At 64.9% G+C, this 17,142-nt stretch carries 14 protein-coding genes and 1 pseudogene; 8 read left to right on the forward strand and 7 right to left on the reverse strand.

The window, feature by feature from the left end:
* Positions 1 to 52: 52 nt before the first annotated feature.
* The 3 genes from P9217_RS00170 to P9217_RS00180 all read left to right on the forward strand — a co-directional run bounded on the left by P9217_RS00170 (position 53) and on the right by P9217_RS00180 (position 4,010).
* Positions 53 to 3,157 (forward strand): efflux RND transporter permease subunit, encoded by a 3,105-nt coding sequence (locus P9217_RS00170; protein ID WP_278086898.1) that lies wholly within the window; start codon positions 53 to 55, stop codon positions 3,155 to 3,157.
* Positions 3,158 to 3,233: 76 nt separating this feature from the next.
* Positions 3,234 to 3,647, forward strand: coding sequence for a hypothetical protein (locus P9217_RS00175; protein WP_067324856.1), 414 nt, complete (start codon positions 3,234 to 3,236; stop codon positions 3,645 to 3,647).
* A 30-nt stretch (positions 3,648 to 3,677) separates the two neighbouring features.
* The gene (locus P9217_RS00180; protein ID WP_066996527.1) at positions 3,678 to 4,010 is read left to right on the forward strand and encodes a hypothetical protein; all 333 of its coding nucleotides are present in this window, start codon (positions 3,678 to 3,680) and stop codon (positions 4,008 to 4,010) included.
* A gap of 112 nt (positions 4,011 to 4,122) precedes the next feature.
* On the opposite strand, the gene P9217_RS00185 is transcribed toward P9217_RS00180, so the two are convergent.
* Complete coding sequence (locus P9217_RS00185; protein WP_278086897.1) at positions 4,123 to 5,616, reverse strand: winged helix-turn-helix domain-containing protein; 1,494 nt, start codon at positions 5,614 to 5,616, stop codon at positions 4,123 to 4,125.
* A gap of 146 nt (positions 5,617 to 5,762) precedes the next feature.
* Between P9217_RS00185 and P9217_RS00190 the strand changes: the two are divergent.
* Positions 5,763 to 6,596 (forward strand): annotated as a pseudogene (locus tag P9217_RS00190) (AraC family transcriptional regulator).
* Between the two features lie 163 nt (positions 6,597 to 6,759).
* Here P9217_RS00190 and P9217_RS00195 read toward each other — a convergent pair.
* The 4 genes from P9217_RS00195 to P9217_RS00210 form a co-directional block, all read right to left on the reverse strand.
* Positions 6,760 to 7,695, reverse strand: coding sequence for a bifunctional helix-turn-helix transcriptional regulator/GNAT family N-acetyltransferase (locus P9217_RS00195; protein WP_127246839.1), 936 nt, complete (start codon positions 7,693 to 7,695; stop codon positions 6,760 to 6,762).
* Between the two features lie 118 nt (positions 7,696 to 7,813).
* Positions 7,814 to 8,950 (reverse strand): alanine racemase, encoded by a 1,137-nt coding sequence (locus tag P9217_RS00200; RefSeq protein ID WP_278086896.1) that lies wholly within the window; start codon positions 8,948 to 8,950, stop codon positions 7,814 to 7,816.
* Positions 8,947 to 10,227 carry a D-arabinono-1,4-lactone oxidase gene (locus P9217_RS00205; RefSeq protein WP_278086895.1) on the reverse strand — a complete coding sequence of 427 codons (1,281 nt, stop codon included), beginning with the start codon at positions 10,225 to 10,227 and terminating at the stop codon, positions 8,947 to 8,949. Before P9217_RS00205 ends, P9217_RS00200 begins: the two co-directional genes overlap by 4 nt.
* Positions 10,228 to 10,240: 13 nt before the next feature.
* The gene (locus tag P9217_RS00210) at positions 10,241 to 11,425 is read right to left on the reverse strand and encodes an MFS transporter (protein ID WP_278086894.1); all 1,185 of its coding nucleotides are present in this window, start codon (positions 11,423 to 11,425) and stop codon (positions 10,241 to 10,243) included.
* 111 nt (positions 11,426 to 11,536) lie between these two features.
* On the opposite strand from P9217_RS00210, the gene P9217_RS00215 reads away from it, so the two are divergent.
* Positions 11,537 to 12,163, forward strand: a complete 627-nt coding sequence (locus P9217_RS00215; RefSeq protein ID WP_095824850.1) for a TetR/AcrR family transcriptional regulator — start codon at positions 11,537 to 11,539, stop codon at positions 12,161 to 12,163.
* A gap of 204 nt (positions 12,164 to 12,367) precedes the next feature.
* Here the strand turns inward: P9217_RS00215 and P9217_RS00220 are convergent, their stop codons facing one another.
* Positions 12,368 to 13,267 carry a LysR family transcriptional regulator gene (locus P9217_RS00220; protein ID WP_067324844.1) on the reverse strand — a complete coding sequence of 300 codons (900 nt, stop codon included), beginning with the start codon at positions 13,265 to 13,267 and terminating at the stop codon, positions 12,368 to 12,370.
* Between the two features lie 106 nt (positions 13,268 to 13,373).
* Between P9217_RS00220 and P9217_RS00225 the strand changes: the two genes are divergently transcribed.
* Entirely contained in the window at positions 13,374 to 14,135 is a 762-nt protein-coding gene (locus P9217_RS00225; RefSeq protein ID WP_278086893.1) for an SDR family oxidoreductase, read from the forward strand.
* Here the strand turns inward: P9217_RS00225 and P9217_RS00230 are convergent.
* Positions 14,132 to 14,983: a hypothetical protein gene (locus P9217_RS00230; RefSeq protein ID WP_127216892.1), complete on the reverse strand. Its 852-nt coding sequence runs from the start codon at positions 14,981 to 14,983 to the stop codon at positions 14,132 to 14,134. The genes P9217_RS00225 and P9217_RS00230 overlap by 4 nt on opposite strands.
* A 73-nt stretch (positions 14,984 to 15,056) precedes the next feature.
* Between P9217_RS00230 and P9217_RS00235 the strand changes: the two genes are divergently transcribed.
* Entirely contained in the window at positions 15,057 to 15,851 is a 795-nt protein-coding gene (locus tag P9217_RS00235) for a methyltransferase domain-containing protein (RefSeq protein WP_127242139.1), read from the forward strand.
* A 99-nt stretch (positions 15,852 to 15,950) separates the two neighbouring features.
* Complete coding sequence (locus tag P9217_RS00240; protein ID WP_278086892.1) at positions 15,951 to 17,012, forward strand: hypothetical protein; 1,062 nt, start codon at positions 15,951 to 15,953, stop codon at positions 17,010 to 17,012.
* Positions 17,013 to 17,142 lie beyond the last annotated feature (130 nt).

A 17,142-nucleotide genomic window follows, 5' to 3' on the forward strand; every position in this document is an offset into this window, starting at 1 on the left:
CGGCAGGCGCCGGCGGAGCGCGCTTGCGCGCGCCCTGAAAAGGAACCGCATCATGACCAGCTTCAATCTTTCCGAATGGGCGCTGCGGCACCGCAGCTTCATCGTCTACCTGATGATCGCGGCCGCCCTTGCCGGCCTCTACGCCTATGGCGGCCTCGGCCGCGAGGAGGACCCGCCCTTCACCATCAAGACCATGGTGGTGAAGACGATGTGGCCGGGCGCCAGCACCAGCGACACGGTGGAGCAGATCACCGATCGCATCGAGAAGAAGCTCGAAGAGCTGCCGGACCTCGACTACGTCAAGAGCTACACCAAGCCCGGCGAATCCGTCGTCTTCGTCAACCTCAAGGACACGGTGGCCGCCGACCAGGTGCAGCCGCTCTGGTACCAGGTGCGCAAGAAGCTCGACGACATCAAGCCGACGCTGCCGTCCGGCGTGCAGGGCCCGCTCTACAACGACGAGTTCGGCGACACCTATTCGCTGATCTACGCGCTCACCTCCGACAGCCTCAGCCATCGCGAGTTGAAGGATCTCGGCACCAGCCTGCGCGCCGGGCTGCTGACGGTGAAGGACGTCGCCAAGGTCGACCTCATCGGCCAGCAGGACGAGAAGATCTATCTCGAATTCTCGACGCAGAAGGTGGCGGCGCTCGGCCTCGATGTCGGCACGCTGTCGCAGGCGCTGCAGGCGCAGAACGCGCTGACGCCGAGCGGCACGGTCGATGCCGGCCCGGAGCGCATCGCCATCCGCGTCTCCGGCAGCTTCACCTCCGAGGAAAGCCTCAAGGCCATCAACTTCTACGCCAACGGCCATTACTTCCGGCTGGGCGACGTCGCCGAGGTCAAGCGCGCCTATTCCGACCCGCCGCAGCCGACGTTCCGCTTCAACGGCAAGCCTGCGGTCGGCATCGCCATCTCGATGACTTCGGGCGGCGACGCGCTGGCGCTGGGCGAGACCGTCAAAGAGAAGATGCATGAGATGCAGGCCGAGCTGCCCCTCGGCGCCGAGCTCGGCCTGGTCGCCGACCAGTCGCATGTGGTGGAAGAATCCGTCGGCGAATTCACCAAGAGCCTCGGCGAGGCGATCGCCATCGTGCTCGCCGTCTCGCTGCTGGCGCTCGGCTGGCGTCCCGGCGTCGTCGTAGCGGTCGCCATCCCGCTGGTGCTGGCGATCACCTTCGTCACCATGGAGTATTTCGGCATCTCGCTGCAGCGCATCTCGCTCGGCGCGCTGATCATCGCGCTCGGCCTGCTGGTCGACGATGCGATGATCGCGGTCGAGATGATGATCTCGCGCATGGAGGAAGGCTACGACAAGATCTCGGCCGCCACCTATGCCTATACCTCCACCGCCTTCCCGATGCTCACCGGCACCCTGGTGACGATCGCCGGCTTCGTGCCGGTCGGCTTCGCCAAGAGCGGCGCCGGCGAATACTGCTTCTCGCTGTTCGCTGTCGTGGCGATCGCGCTCGTCGTCTCCTGGGTGGTGGCGGTGCTGTTCACGCCGCTGACCGGCGTCTTCCTGCTGCCCGATCGCATCAAGGGTCATGGCGGCAGCCATCAGCCCTCGCGCATCGGCCGCGGTTTCCAGGCGCTGCTCGAGATGGCGATGCGGGCGAAGTGGCTGGTGCTGTCGGCGACGGCCGGACTGTTCGCGCTCTCCGTCGTTGCGATGGGTTTCGTCGGCCAGGAGTTCTTCCCGAAGTCCGACCGGCCCGAGGTCATGCTCGACCTCACCTTGCCGCGCACCGCTTCGATCAAGTCGACGGATGCCGTGGTCGAGCGCGTCGAGAAGCTGCTCGCCGCCGATCCTGATATCGACCACTGGAGCTTCTATGTCGGCCAGGGCGCGGTGCGCTTCTACCTGCCGCTCGACGCGCAGCTCGCCAACGACTTCTTCGCCCAGGCGGTGGTCGTGACCAAGGGCCACGCCGTGCGTCAGGCGGTGATCGACCGGCTGGAGAAGCAGCTGTCGACCGGCTTCGACGACGTCATGGCCCGCGTCACGCCGCTGGAGCTCGGCCCGCCGGTCGGCTGGCCGCTGAAGTTCCGCGTCAGCGGTCCGGATCCGGACAAGACGCGCGGCCTCGCGCAGCAGTTCGCCCAGGTGCTGGGCAGCGACGCCTCGGTGCGCAACATCAACTACGACTGGAACGAGCCGGCCAAGGTCATCAAGGTCGATGTCGACCAGGACCGGGCGCGCGCGCTGGGCATCTCCTCGCAGCAGCTGTCGGAGACGATCAACGCGGTGCTCTCCGGCTCGAAGATCACGCAGATGCGCGACGACATCTACCTCGTCGACATCGTTGCCCGCGCAGTGGAAACCGAACGCGCCAGCATCGACACGCTGCGCGGCCTGACGATCAGCGCGTCCGGCGGACGGCGGGTGCCGCTGGAACAGGTGGCGAAGCTCACCTACCAGACCGAGCCGCCGCTGATCTGGCGCCGCGGCCGGCTGCCGACCGTGACCGTGCAGGCCGATGTCGCGCCCGGCGAAAATGCCACGCTGGTCACGCGGCGGCTGGAGAGCGCCATCGCCGCCTTCAAGGCGGAACTGCCGGCGCGCTACAGCGTCGAGCAGGGTGGCGTGATCGAGGACAGCGCCAAGGCGCAGGCCTCGATCTTCGTGGTGTTCCCGCTGATGCTGTTCATCATGGCCACCGTCCTGATGGTGCAGCTGATGAGCTTCCAGCGCCTGGTGCTGGTGCTGCTCACCGCTCCGCTTGCGATCATCGGCGTCGCCGGCGCGCTGCTCTTGTCGGGCGCTCCGATGGGCTTCGTCGCGATCCTCGGCGTGATGTCGCTGATCGGCATGGTGATCCGCAACTCGGTGATCCTGATCGCGCAGATCGACCAGCACATCGCCGCCGGCGAGGAACCATGGGCAGCGGTGATCAGCGCCACCACGCATCGGTTGCGGCCGATCCTGCTCACGGCGGCGGCCGCCATCCTCGGCATGATCCCGATCGCGCCGACGGTGTTCTGGGGGCCGATGGCCTATGCGGTGATGGGCGGCCTCTTGGTGGCGACCGTGCTGACGCTGGTTTTCCTGCCGACGCTCTACGTCACCTGGTTCGGCATCAAGGCGCCGGCTGAGAGCACCCCCGCGGCCGAACCGACCGCGGCCGCAGCCGAGCCCCAGCCGCTGGTGGCCTGAGCGGCGCCCTCCCAGCAGCCACGGCGGCCAACGCCGCCGTGGCGACCTTTATCACCCAAAACGGAAAGGAACGATCATGACACCCTTCTTTGGAAATCTTCTCGTTCGCGTGAATGCCGGCTTCCTGGTCCTTGCTTCCGCAGGCGGGCTCGCCACCGACATTGCCGGCTCGTTCTTCGGGCGCGGGGCTGAAGCCGTGCTGCTCAACAACGCACCCGGCACCGGCATCGGCTTCATCGAGGCGCACGGGCTGGCCCTTATCATCGGCGTGACGCTCTGGCGCATCGCCTACTCCCGCAACTGGCACGCCGTGCTGGCTGCCGTGCATGTGCTGCTCGGAACGGCCAACCTTCTGTTCTGGCAGTTCTTCATCGCCGCCGACGTGCTTGTCGTCGGCTACGTAACAACCGCGGCGCACTGGCTGTTCGTGGTTGCTCACCTGGCGGCGCTGACGGGTTCGACCCGGCTGGCCGCTTCATCCTCCCACTAGAACTGAACACCAACCTCAGGAGAAACGAAAATGCCTGTGAAATCTTTCAGGAAAATGCGCTCGGCCGCTGCGTTGCTCGCCATCGGCCTCGCCGCCGTCGAGATTGTCGGCATGGCCGTGCCGGCCCTGTCGCTGGTCGGTACCGCCGAAGCCCGCATCGGGGCGCCCTGGACACCGCACAGCGCCGCGGGCGTCGCTCGGCGCGCCACGACATGGCGTGTGCTGAGGCACACCACCGCCTGGGTCGCCACGCTGCCGGCAGGCTGCGTTCGCACCAAGGTCAACGGCTTCGACGTCTGGCGCTGCGGCCGGACCTACTACCGGCCCTATCAAGGCCGCTACATCGTGGTCGTCGTCGATTGAGGTGGCTCGGGCACAGCCCAAAGCGCGTCGCGCTGAAACGGATTCGGGCGACGCGCTTAAGTTTTTGTTTTGATATCCCAGAACCGCTGCACACTTCCGGGGCGACATGCATTTAGCCGAGGGCAAGCCTGACGCCTTCGCAGAGATGCTCGGCATCGGCCGGATTTTCGAACGGCACGCCGTGCAGCGCATAGTCGAGCGGCGAGAAGGACGGGCCGTCCTCGATGAGGGCGATCTGCCGCCGCGCCTTTTCCCTGTCGCCCATCTGGGCATAGCAGGCGGCCAGCCTCGTCCTGATCCAGGGCGCCGGCCGCGTCGCGAGCTCCAGCGCTTCCGCCGCCTGCCGATATTCGCCCATCATGTAGAGCGCCAGGGCGCGGTCGAACTGGTACCAGTGCGGATGCAGCGGATCGATGCGAATGCCGCGCGCCAGCCAGGTCAGCGCTTCGAGCGGCCGGCCGCGCATGGTGAGCAGCATGCCCATCTGCTCGATGCTGTCGGCGTCGTACGTGTTGAGCTGCAAGGCGATGCGCATGTGATGCTCGGCCGCCTCGTGATCGCGCATATAGAGGCGGATCAGCGACTGCACGCGGTGGCCGGTCGGCTGGTCGGGCGACAGGGCCAGCCCTTTGTCGGCAAGGTCGCGCGCATTTTCCAGGACAGCATCGCTGGCGCGCCCGAACTCCCCGTCCAGCGAGCGCGCCAAAGCGAGATAGGAATAGGCAAGCCCGTAATTCGGATCCTTTGCGATCGCCGCCTCGAACAAGGCCTCGGCGCCGCGCTGGTCGGTCTGAGCGGGATCGCGCAGCAGCGCGAAGCCGCGCAGCAGAAGCTCATACGCGGCAAGGCTGGTCACCGGCTTGCGCGAGGCCTGCTCGAGGCCGGCGTTGGTGACCCGCGTGACCAGCCGGCTGACGATCTGCTCGACGATGTCGCGCTCGATCTCGAACAGGCCGGCGCCCTGGGACTGGTAGCGGTCGCCCCAGAGCTGGCTGGCGCTCGCGATGTCGACGAGGCTGACGGCCACCACGACATGCTCGCCCTGGCGGCGCAGCGAGCCCTCGACCAGATAATCGGCGCCGATGCGAGCGCGGATCTGCGGCCACTCCGCGCGGCCGAAGGAGGCGAAGGAAAAAGTTGAATTGCGCGCCAGCACCGTGACGGTGCCGAAGCGCGCCACGCCGTTGATGAGATCCTCGGCAAAGCCGTCGACCATCGCCTCGTCGGCCGGATCGCCGCTCTCGTTGCGGAAGCGCACCACCGCCACGATCGGTTGGCTGCTGATCTCGGGCGCCGCTTCGGCTTCCGCGGCAAGCATATAGCCGCGCTTGGAGACGGTGCGCACCATGTCCTCGCCCAGCACCTTGCGGATCTCGCGCACCGACTGGGTGAGCGAATCCTCGGTGACGTAGACGCCGGGCCAGACGACATCCATCAGCTCCGACTTCGGCACGACGCGGCCCATATTGCGGGCGAGATGCGAAAGCAGCGCGTAGGCTTTCGGCCGCAGGAACAGCGGCTCGTTGATGCCGCGCAGCGTTCCCTTGGCGAGGTCGAGCGTGAACCCGCCAAATCGGAACACCTGATCGGCCGTCGCCGTCGTCATCGGGACACCCCTTCGCGCGTGCAGTTAATGCTAAGTCGATCCCACTCGACCCGGCATGCGCGTCGCTATTATTGCTCACTGCGCAATTTCGATCAAACTGCCTGTCGGAGCGCCGACTAGTGTGGCCGCGCCAAATGCGAGGAGCCATGAACCCGACCGAGAAAGCGCTGTGGTTTGTCGAAAGCCATCTGCCGGATGCGATTTCGCTCGACGATGTCGCGGCAAGCAGCGGCGTGTCGCGCTTCCATGTGACGCGCGCCTTCGGCGCCGCCACCGGCCGGTCGGTCATGGGCTATATGCGGGCGCGGCGGCTCAGCGAAGCGGCGCGCAAGCTCGCGGGCGGCGCGAGCGACATCCTGGCGGTCGCGCTCGATGCCGGCTACGGCTCGCATGAGGCTTTCACACGGGCCTTCCGCGACCAGTTCGGCACCACGCCGGAACTGGTGCGCGCTGGAGGCTCGACCCAAAACCTCGACCTCGTGGAGCCCATCCTCATGGACAGTTCGCTTCTCACCGCGCTCGAGCCGCCGCGCTTCGAGACCAGCCGGGCGTTTCTCCTCGCCGGGCTCGGCGAGCGCTACAGCTGCGAGACCAGCGCCGGCATCCCAATGCTGTGGCAGCGCTTCGGACCCTACATCGGCAACATTCCCGGCGAGGTGCCTGGTGTCGCCTACGGCGTTTGCACCAATGCCGACGATGCCGGCAATTTCGACTATGTCGCCGGCGTCGAGGTGTCGGAGTTCTCCGATCTGCCGAAGGATTTTTGCCGGGTTCGAGTGCCGGCGCAGAAATAGGCCGTGTTTGCGCATCGCGAGCACATCTCGACCATCCGACGCACGGTCAATACCATCTGGAACAAGTGGCTGCCTGCATCCGGGCATGAGATCGCCGACGCCCCGGACTTCGAGCGTTACGGCCCCGAATTCGATCCGCGCAGCGGCAATGGCGGGCTGGAGATCTGGGTGCCGATCAAAGGTTGAGACGCCTTCCTCCTTCTCCCCTTGCGGGAGAAGGTCTCGCCGAAGGCGATGGATGAGGAGTGTTCCAGCGGAGTGAAACGCCGGCGTTCCCTGGAACACCCCTCATCCGTCTCGGCGCTGCGCGCCGATCCACCTTCTCCCACAAGGGGAGAAGGAAAAGGCGCTACAGCTCCAAGTTCCAGGTCTGGCCGACAAGATCCTTGCCGAAGGAATGGTGGCGCTCTTCCTCGGCCAGCTTGAAGCCCGCCGCCTGGTAGATGCGGCGGGCCGAGCCAAGAATGTCGTTGGTCCACAGCGTCAGCGTCTTGTAGCCCTTGGCGCGCGAGAAGGCGATGCACTCGTCGACCAGCCGCCGGCCGATGCCGAGGCCGCGCGCCGACGGCTCGACATAGAGCAGCCTGAGCTTCGCCACCTTGGGCGACTTGCGCATGACGAAAACCGAGCCGACCACCTCGCCTTCGCGCTCGGCGATCCAGCTGCGCTCCCATTGCGGAACGAAGTTCTTGACGAACTCGCCGAGGATCTCGGCAACCAGCGCCTCATAGGTTTCGTCCCAGCCATAGTCCTGCGCGTAGATGAGGCCCTGGCGATGCGTGATCCAGCCGATGTCGCCGACCTGCAGCGGCCGCAGGATATAGGGAACTTTGGGTTGGGGTTTGTCGCCGAGCAGGTCCTGCACCGTGCGCATCGCCTTGACCAGACGCTCCTGGTCGGTCGGCGCCAGGCTATCGAGCAGCGCGCGCACCTGGTCGTGCGAATCCTGGTTGAGTGGCGCGAACGCCTCCCTGCCCGCGGGCGTCAGCGCGATCGAGGACCGCCGCGCGTCGGCCTCCGTGGCGGCTCGTTCGACCAGGCCGCGCTCCTCGAATTTTTTCAGCAGCCGGCTGACATAGCCGGGGTCGAGACCAAGGTCGCGCACCAGGTCGCTGGCGACCAGCCCGTCGCGATGGGCAAGCTCGTAAAGCACGCGCGCCTCGGTCAGCGAGAACGGGCTCTTCAGGAGGCCTTCGTCGAGCAGGCCGATCTGGCGGGTGTAGAAGCGGTTGAAGGCGCGCACGGCATCGATGCGCTTGTTGCCGGGGTGATCGTGGATGGTCATGGGGAGTTCCTCCTGTCGCGGACAGGATCGACCAATTAGTTGACTTAGTCAAATAAATTTAGGCCGACGGGACAGGGGGGGGCGCGAAGGATCGCGACGAAGACAGTTCGGGCGCCCGTTACCCCATCGGCAGTACCGGCCAGGACTCGACGATGCGCCCACCGGCAAACACCGCGAGCGAGCCGAAATGCTGCAGCACCGCCTCGCTCTGCGTCGGCCGCAGGAAGGCGTAGTCACCGGGCTTCACCTCCGCGCCCGCCGGCAGCCCCATGAATTGCTGGTTGGAAGACAGCCCGATCAGGCCGTTCGGCTTCATGCCTTCGGGGAACACCGGTTCGGCCATCCACTTGCCGCCATAGAGATAGCAGGCCTTCTTCGGGAAGAGGCCGAGCGCCTGCAGCGTGCGGGAGATAGCCGCCGGGCCGGGGAGCACCGGATCGAGCGCCTTCAGAATCGGCGTCGCAATGAGAGCGGCCGGCCGGAAGCCGTCGAGGCCGGGCGTGTCGAAATCGCTGGGCAGCACGAAGGCCGAGCCGATCGACACTTCGTTGGCCACGCCGCCGCCATGCAGCAGCGCCGTCTTGGAACCGCCGATGTTGAGGATGCGGCGCTGGTCCGCATCGAGGGCCGCGACGAACTCGGCAGCCTTCGCCGCGGCCTTTTTCAGCGCGCCGGCCGCGCCGCCGAACAGCCCGGGAATTTCCGGCGCATGCGCTTCATAGGCCATGATGCCTTCGCAGCGCAGGTCCTTCGGTATGGCCAGCGCCCTGATCTCGGCAGGACCGGAAAAGCCGCCGCGATGCAGGCCGACATCGACCTCGAAGGCGAAGCGGAGTTCGGTGCCGAACGCTGCGGCGAGCGCACCGTATTCGGACAGGCGCTCCGGCGTGTCGATCAGCCAGCAGACGCGCGACCACCCGCCGGCGTCGCCTCTAGCCAGCGCCGCTTTCGCCGCACCTACCGGCATCGGCTTGCCATACAGGAGATCGCCCGCGGGAAAAGCGTCGAGCACCGCCTGCGTCACCGGCGGATGGAAGGTCATGAAGCGGCCGGTTTCGAGCAACTTGGAGATATGCGAAAGCAGCGGCAGGCAAGGCAGCGACTTATCGACCAACCGCACGGCAAGACCCGGCGCCAGCCTCTGCTTCACCAGCGCGATGTTGGCGTCCAGCCGGTCGCGGTCGAGCACCAGGCAGGGCCGAAAGATTTCGGCGGCCTTGAGCGCCTTCGACAGCTCGGCGAAATAGGCGCTCATTGTTGGATGCCGAACAGGCTGGCCATATAGGACGACACGAAGCGGTTCTCGGGATCGATGTCGCGGCGCACCGCCATTGCGTCGTCCCAGCGCGGATAGAGTTTCTTGAAATCCGCCGCCGTCAAGCTGTGCATCTTCCCCCAATGCGGCCGCCCGCCATATTTGCGGAAGATCGGCTCGGCCGCGCGCATGAAGGGCAGCGGATCGTTCGCCGCGTCGTGATGGATGGCGATCGAGCAGGTCAGCCTCCTGTGGAAGGGCGAGAGCCAGAATTCGTCCGGGGCGACCGAACGCACCTCCATCGGGAAATAGACTTCCGGGAAATGCTTTTCGGTCAGCGCGATGATCTCGGCCAGCGCCCGGGGACCGTCCTCGTAAGGCAGGTGGTACTCCATCTCGTTGAATTTGGTGCGACGGTCGCTGGCGTAGACGTTGAGCCAGTCCTGCACATAATCCTCGGCCGGCACCTTCTTGACCGCACCCTTGATCAGCGCGCGGCGGAGCGCCGGCAGCCGGCGCAGCACGGTGCGCAGCTTGCGCAACGTCGCCAGGCCCTCCTCGTCATCCTCGGTCGGCCGCGACGCCGGCGTTGCGTCGCTGAGATCGCTGGCGATGAACTGCGCATAGCCGGAAAACGGGATGTAATAGAACTCTGCCGAACGGTGTGCGCCCATCATCGTCTCGAAGTCGCGCAGCATTTCGCCGATCGGTAACACCCATTTGCGGCGCCGCAGCCGGTAGGTCGGGATGTTGTTCATCGTCACTTCGGTGAGCACGCCGAAAGCGCCGAGCGCGACGCCGGTGGCATGGATCATATCCTGGTCGCCCGCCCGGCTGTATTCGCGCAGCTTGCCTTGCCCGTCGACGAACTGCACCGTCTCGAGCTGCGTATGATAGGCGCCGAGCGTCGGGCCGGAACCGTGCGTCGCGGTGCCCAGCGCGCCGCCGATCGCTTGCTTGTCGATGTCGCCCATATTGGGCAGGCCCTGGCCGATGTCCTGCAGGATGTGCATCAGCGCGCCAAGCCTTGTCCCCGCCCTCAGGCGTGCCCGATTGGCTGCGGCGTCATGCGAAACCAGCCCCTCGATCTTCGCCAGCGAGATGATGGTGCCGTCGGACTGCACCAGCGGCGTGAAGGAATGGCCGGCGCCGGCGACGCGCAGCGGACCGGGCGCGGAACGCACCAGATCGGCCAGTTCGCCGACATCGGCTGGCGTGGCGATCAGCTTCGGCGCGGCGTTCACGAAACCCGACCAGTTGCTCCAGGCGCTTGCCATCGTCACCTCCCGCTCAGGCTGGAACGCGGCGGCGCGCAACCAACACGAAGACGCCGAGCAGCGCCACGCTGGCCAACGCGCTTGCCGCGGCGAATTCCGGCACCGGCCGGAAATTTTGGCCGTCGATCAGCAGCGAGGCGGCCACCGGGCCGATGGCGAGGCCGAAGAGCTGCGCCGCCGGCACAAGCAGTACCGCGTTGCGCGTCTCGTCGGCGGTGATCGCCAGCCGGATCTGGTAGGGCACGATGAAGAGCAGGATGAAGCCCATCACCATCGCCACCGACCAGAAGACCAAAAGCCCAGGGCCGGAAGCGAGCAGCACCGAGCTGATCGTCGCGATGGCGCCGATGACGGTGATGGCGAAGCGGTAGTCGATGCGCGCTTCGAAGACGGTGGCGGTCATGGCGCCCATGATCTGCGCGGCGAGGCTTGCCGAGACCATCAGGCCGACGGTGCGGCCGTCTATGCCGAACTCGGCGCCGAGCGGCTCCAGAAATGCCCAGACGGCGCCGAAGAACATGAAGTAGCAGAAGATCGACAGCAGCGCCGTGATCGCCGGCAAGGTGAGCACATTGGCAAAATGCTCGTCCTTCGGCAGGTCGGCGTAGTCGTCCGGCACGATCCACGCGACGACGAGCGACAACAGGCAGACAACGCCAAGCGCGACGAAGCCGCCGGCCGCGCCCGCGGCAGGCACCGCATAAAGCGCGAGCAGCAGCGCCAGCGCGCATTGCGCCAAGGTCTGCAGCGTGACGAAATAGCCGCCGATGCGCTCGGCCCGGCGCGAGCGGGCGATCAATTCGGTCGCCACGGCGACCAAGCCACCCTCAGCAAGCCCGGCGAGCGTGCGCGCCCCGATCAGCGCATTGGAACTCATCGCATAGGCGGTCCAGAAATTGGCGAGCGCCAGCAGCACCAAAAGCGCGGCGCTCTTCCAGCGCATGTTGCGCGCCGGGAGGAGCATCGCCACGATCGCCGAGCCGATGGCGATCGCGATCATCTCGGCGGTGGCGACCAGTGCCAGCTCGTCACCGGTGACATGACCTTCGCTGTAGAGCGCGCCGAGCAGCACCGGCTGCAAGCCCAGGATGAGCAGGCCGACCGAGCCGATCCAGAGCGCCGCGGCGAGTTGCAGGCCGGTCGGGTTGCCGACCAGCCAGTCGCCATTTTCCGCATGCGCGGCATCGGTTGCAGTCACGAGGCGCCCTCCCTTGCAGCCCGGTAAAAAAGCTGACAAGTTGTCAGCATTCACGAAACTGATACTTGATCAGTTTCCTGTCAACCGAGAATCAACGACTGCCCGCGCGAGATGAGGCAAACTAGGCAAACGGCGACGGAACCCAGACGCAGGCCCAAGCAGGAGCGCAGCCGCGAGCGCATCGACGCGATCCTCGCTACGACCATGCGGCTGATCGGCGAGAAGGGCATAGACGCGGTCACGATGAAGGAAGTCGGCGCGCTGGCGGGCGGGCCGATCGCCACGGTCTATCATTATTTTCCAAGCAAGTCGGCGATCTTGGCGATGCTCTACGAGCGTTTCTCGGAGGAGAGCCGGGCTCGCTTCGGCGCGATCATCGCCGATATCCGGGGAGTGGATGACGTGACCGCTGCAGCCGATCGGCTGCTCGACGATTACTACGGCCGTGTCGCGGCGGATCCGGCGATCCAGGATCTGCAGAACGCGATCCAGGCCGACAAGGCGCTGCAGCATCTCGACATCGCCGAGACGCGGCATCAGGCGAAGATGTTCTGCGACCGTGTGGCGCCGATGCTGAAGCCTAAGCAGCGCGAGGCGTTCGGGCGCGTGGTGTTCCTGATCTTTCAGCTCGCCGGCGGCGTCGTGCGGCTGGCGCTGACGCAGGACGAGGCGGAAGGCCGGCGCACGATCGAGGATTACCGGTCGATCATCCACGCGCAGTTGCGGCTGTTTTTGTAGGCATGCCTAACGGTGGTCATCCTCGGGCTTGACCCGAGGATCCATGCGGCGACTCCGTCATAGAGCGCAACGGCGGAGAATTCTGCAATCCTTGCAACGCCTTAGCGTCACGGCATGGATCCTAGGGTCTGCGCGCGTCGCTTCGCTCCTTGCTCCGCCCTAGGATGACGACCGCTGGATACGATCCCCTCCGCGATTGCCAACTTACCCCGCATCCAGCTTCGGCCCCAGGATCTCCACCAGCCAATCGACAAACACCCTGACCCGTGGCGACAACTGCCGGCTCGGCGGATAGAGCACCGAGATCGGCGTGGGCGTCGGCGGAAAATCGGGAAGCACTTCGACCAGCCGGCCTGCCTCGAGGTCGTCCGCATATCGGAGCCTTGGCGCCTGGAACAGCCCGAAGCCCAGCCGGACCAGCGCAGCACTCGTGTCCGAATTGGCGACCGTGACCCGCGACGGCAGGACGATCTCGCGAACCATGCCGTCGACGGTGAATTCCAGCGGCATCACCTGCCTCGTGCGCGACGACACGAAGCCGATCATCATGTGCCCAGCCAAGTCGTCCGGCGTGCGCGGCACGCCGTGGCGTTCGAGATAGGCGGGGCTGGCCACGGTGATTTCGCGCGCGATGCCGAGACGCCGCACGATCATGTCGCTGTCGGGAAGCGTGCCGGCCCGGATGACGCAATCGACGCCTTCACGCACGAGGTCGACGAGGCGGTCGCCTTCGCCGATATGCACGGTCAGGCCCGGATATCGGGCGAGCAGCGCCGGCAGTTCCGGCAGCAGGAAGGTGCGCGCCATATGGCCGTTGACGTCGACGCTGAGGCGCCCACGCACCTCATGCGCGCCGAAGCCGCCCTCGGCATCCTCGATGTCGGCGAGGATGCCGATGCAACGCTGGTAATAGGCTTCACCGTCGAGCGTGGTGGTGACGTGGCGCGTGGTGCGACGCAGCAGCTGCACGCCCAACCGCTCCTCCAACTGCTTAATCGCGGCGGTGGCGCTGGAGCGCGGCAGGCCGAGATCGGCAGCGGCCGCCGTGAAGCTGCGCCGTTCCACGACGCGGGTGAAGAGCCGCATGCTGTCGAACCTGTCCATCGCGGATTGTTCGCAAATCTTGAATAGAGTTGGCAATCCATGCCAGATTATATCGGTCATTCGCGCGAGTATATGGATCACCATCGCCAAGACGGAGATTTTCACCATGACCACTCGCGCCATTGCCCTCATCACCGGCGGCAGCCGCGGCCTCGGCCGCAACACAGCGCTCAACCTCGCCCGCAAGGGCGTCGACGTCATTCTCACCTACCGCTCGCGCGCCGACGAGGCGAAGGCGGCGATCGCCGAGATCGAGGCCGCAGGCGGCCGCGCCGCGGCGCTCGAGCTCGACACCGGCGCCGTTACCACCTTCCCGGCTTTCGTCGCGGCATTGAGAAAGACGCTTCAGGGAACCTGGCAGCGCGACCGCTTCGATTATCTCGTCAACAATGCCGGGACCGGCCTGCGCAAGCCGATCGCCGAGACGACGGAAGAGGAATTCGACACGCTGATGAACATCCATCTCAAAGGCGTGTTCTTCCTAACCCAGGCGCTGCTGCCGCTGATCAACGATGGCGGCCGCATCGTCAACGTGTCGAGCGGGCTGGCGCGCTTCTCGGTTCCGGGCTCGGCCGCCTATGCGATGATGAAGGGCGGCATCGAGGTGTTCACGCGCTACCTCGCCAAGGAGCTCAGCCAGCGCCGCATCACCGCCAACACCGTGGCGCCCGGCGCCATCGCCACCGACTTCAACGGCGGCCATGTGCGCGACGACGCCGAGATCAACCGCGTCGTGGGTGGCATGACGGCGCTCGGCCGCGCCGGCGTCGCCGACGATATCGGGCCGATGATCGCCTCGCTGCTGTCGGAGGACAATCGCTGGGTCAACGCCCAGCGCATCGAGGTCTCGGGCGGCATGAATATCTAAGCGTGTTGGCGGATCAACCCTTCGAAGCCGTCGGCAAGATTGGCATTGCCGGCGGCGATGAAGCTCGACAGATTGCGGGCGCGTCCAGGCGTTTTGTTGGCATCGAGCAGCACCGCCCTGCCCTCATGCATGACGAAATCGAACTTTCCGTAGTCGAAGCCCAGCTTGCGCCTTAGCGCGCGAAGCTCGTCCGGCACCGGAACCGCCTCGCGACGGATCGTGTCGTCGCCCTTGACCAGGCTCTGCGGCGAGACGTGGCGTGTGCAGCGCTCGCGCTCGCCGCAGAACAGCCAGAAACGGGCGGCAAAGCCATCCGGCTCAGGCTCGGGAATGAATTTTTCCACAATGAGGTCCTCGCGTCCGAACAGCTCGGCCGGAACGTCGGCGAGCGAGGCATGGATCTGGTATTGGTCGAAAGATTCGACGCCGGGAAACGGCATCGGCTTGCCGGCGCGCCGCGCGCGCCGATTCAGTTGCTGTTCCGGCGTTCCCCGATGGTTGAGGCTGCTCTTGACGATAACCTGCCCCTTCCAGCCGTCGTCCTTGCCGACGACGGCTCCGCTGATGCGGCGCTTGGAAATGTCGGCGGCGCCGAGATTGAGGCAGAAGCGAAAGGCGCGGGCATACTCGACATAATCGGGCGACGTTACGGTCGCATCGACATGCAGCACCGCGATATCGGCGGCCGGCTTCGCCGACGTGCCGCTGAGGACCTGCACCGAATGGCCGCGGCGCTTCAGTTCCTCCAGCAGATCGAAGAGCATGTACGGGCTGTCCCGGCGCCATAGCAGCCCGCGCCGGCTTTGGAAGCGGTCGAACTCATGCGTGATGACGGCGATGCGTGCCATTGTTCCCCACTTGGCCTATCAAGCGTCGTCCACTATTCGATCGGATACAACGCGCTACCGGGCTGGGGTTTGCATGACCGAGCATTGGAATGCAATTCGCAAACATTGGCAGTTGCTCGGCTCACCCCTGCGGCCGCCGGCGGAGGTTATCGAAACCTACGATCGCGAGCTCGGCCTTGCCCCGTCGGATGTCGTGATGCTCGGCGTGACACCCGAGCTCGCCGGGCTCGGCGCCACGATGACGGCGGTCGACGAGTCTTCGGACATGATTGCCGGCATCTGGCCGGGCGACACCGATACGCGCAAGGCGGTGCAGGGCGACTGGTTCGATCTGCCGTTCGCCGATGCAAGCGTCGAGGCGCTGATCGGCGACGGATGTCTCTCGGTCATCGGCGCCGCCGGCCTCAGGCGCACCCTATTTGCGTCGATCGCGCGCGCGCTCAAGTCCGACGGCCGCGCCGGCATCAGGCTTTACGCCTCTCCCGCAACGCCGGACGACCCGAAGGATGTCCGCGCTCTGGCACTAAGCGGCGGCGTCTCGACTTTCCATGAGCTCAAATGGCGCGTGGCCATGACCGCGATCGGCGACGCGCCGGATTACACGATCCCGGTCAAAGCCATCCTCGAACACTTCGAATGGGTGTTTCCCGACCGCGAGGAGCTGTCGGCCCGAACCGGATGGGAACTACCGGTCATCGGAACCATAGACGTCTACCGGAACTCGTCCGCCGTCTATAGTTTTGCGCCGGCGGCCGTCTTGATCAAGGAAGCCGAGGTCTTCTTCAAAGCCGTCCGATTGGCCTCGACCGGAAGCTACGGGCTCGCCGAGCGGTGTCCGCTGCTGGTGCTGGGGCCACCTAACCGCTGAAATCTACAGGCAGAGCTGTGACGCAAAAATTGCAAAGCGCCCTGCAATAATTCATCTTCGCCACGTCGAAATCTATCGGCCAAAAAGATGGGCTCGGGCATGAAGATACTTGCGGCATTGCTGTCGATCCTGTTGTGCGCACTCCTCTATCCGTCCTCTCCTGCCGGAGCCGATGGCACTCCCGCAACCATTCCCTTGATAAAACTTGAGTATCCGGGGAACCCTAAGAATATTCGTATGCTCTATGTGAGAATTCTCTCTCTCGGAAACCGGAAAATCAATCAGCCTCTTTTGCTGGATACCGGCTCAAGCGGAATGACGATCGATTGTCGTTCGACGCTCCCCGCCGGATTATGCTCCGAGAACGGTATCAAGGTTGCGAAAACCCTGGAATTGGACGGTATAATTGTCACGACCCAAAAAGTGGTCATGCACTATGGCACCTACGATGAGTATGGAAATATCGCTTCGGCGCGTGTGACTTTTGGTTCGTCAAGCGCGCTGGCCTCCACGGACAGGCGAATATCGTTCCTAATCCGCTACAAGAAAGTCAGGCGCGACACAGGTGAAGTTGTCGGCGGCCCGCTTTGGCCAAAAGGCATCTTTGGCATCTCGCCCATTGGGGGCGACGGGCCACATCAGATGATCAAATCGCCAATGGACGCAGTGAGCGTGGGACCCGGCCTGCATAGAGGTTACTACCTTTCTGCGATCGGCAGTAAGTGGAAAGCCTGCACAAATGAGGCCGGCAACTGCCCACAGGTAGAAGCCCTCCACGTCGGCATCCCAGATGACGTGAAGAAGAATTTCAAGATACAAAAATGGAAACAGGCCAGCCCGCGATACAATTTCCCCACTCTTGACTCCTGTCTCTCATGGGGCTCTGAGCCGGTTTGTCGGCCGACGCTGTACGACACCGGCAACTCAACCATAATGGTCCCAACCGATACATCCAAACCGTATGCATCATTGAATGTCGGCACCAAGGTGGTGGTGAAAACCGAAGGCCAGGACGATTGGAATTTTACAACCACCTACAAGCCTGAGGTGGAAATTGTCCCTGGCCTTGAACATAATATCGTCGGTATCCGGTATTTTGAAAGAAACAGCTTGCTCGTCGATCTTGAAACTCAGGAGATCGGCTTGCGGCTTGGATATTAAGCAGCCGATGCCCGGCCGTCCCATCGAACTCACGAGCAATTTCTGCCAAGTAGTCGTGGGGCAACCACTGTGTTTCAGAACCACGTCGGTACATGGAAAAAAATTTTGCGCCATTGCCCCTCCCCGCGCG

Origin of the sequence: Mesorhizobium sp. WSM4989, assembly GCF_029625795.1 — a bacterium.
GTDB lineage: Bacteria > Pseudomonadota > Alphaproteobacteria > Rhizobiales > Rhizobiaceae > Mesorhizobium.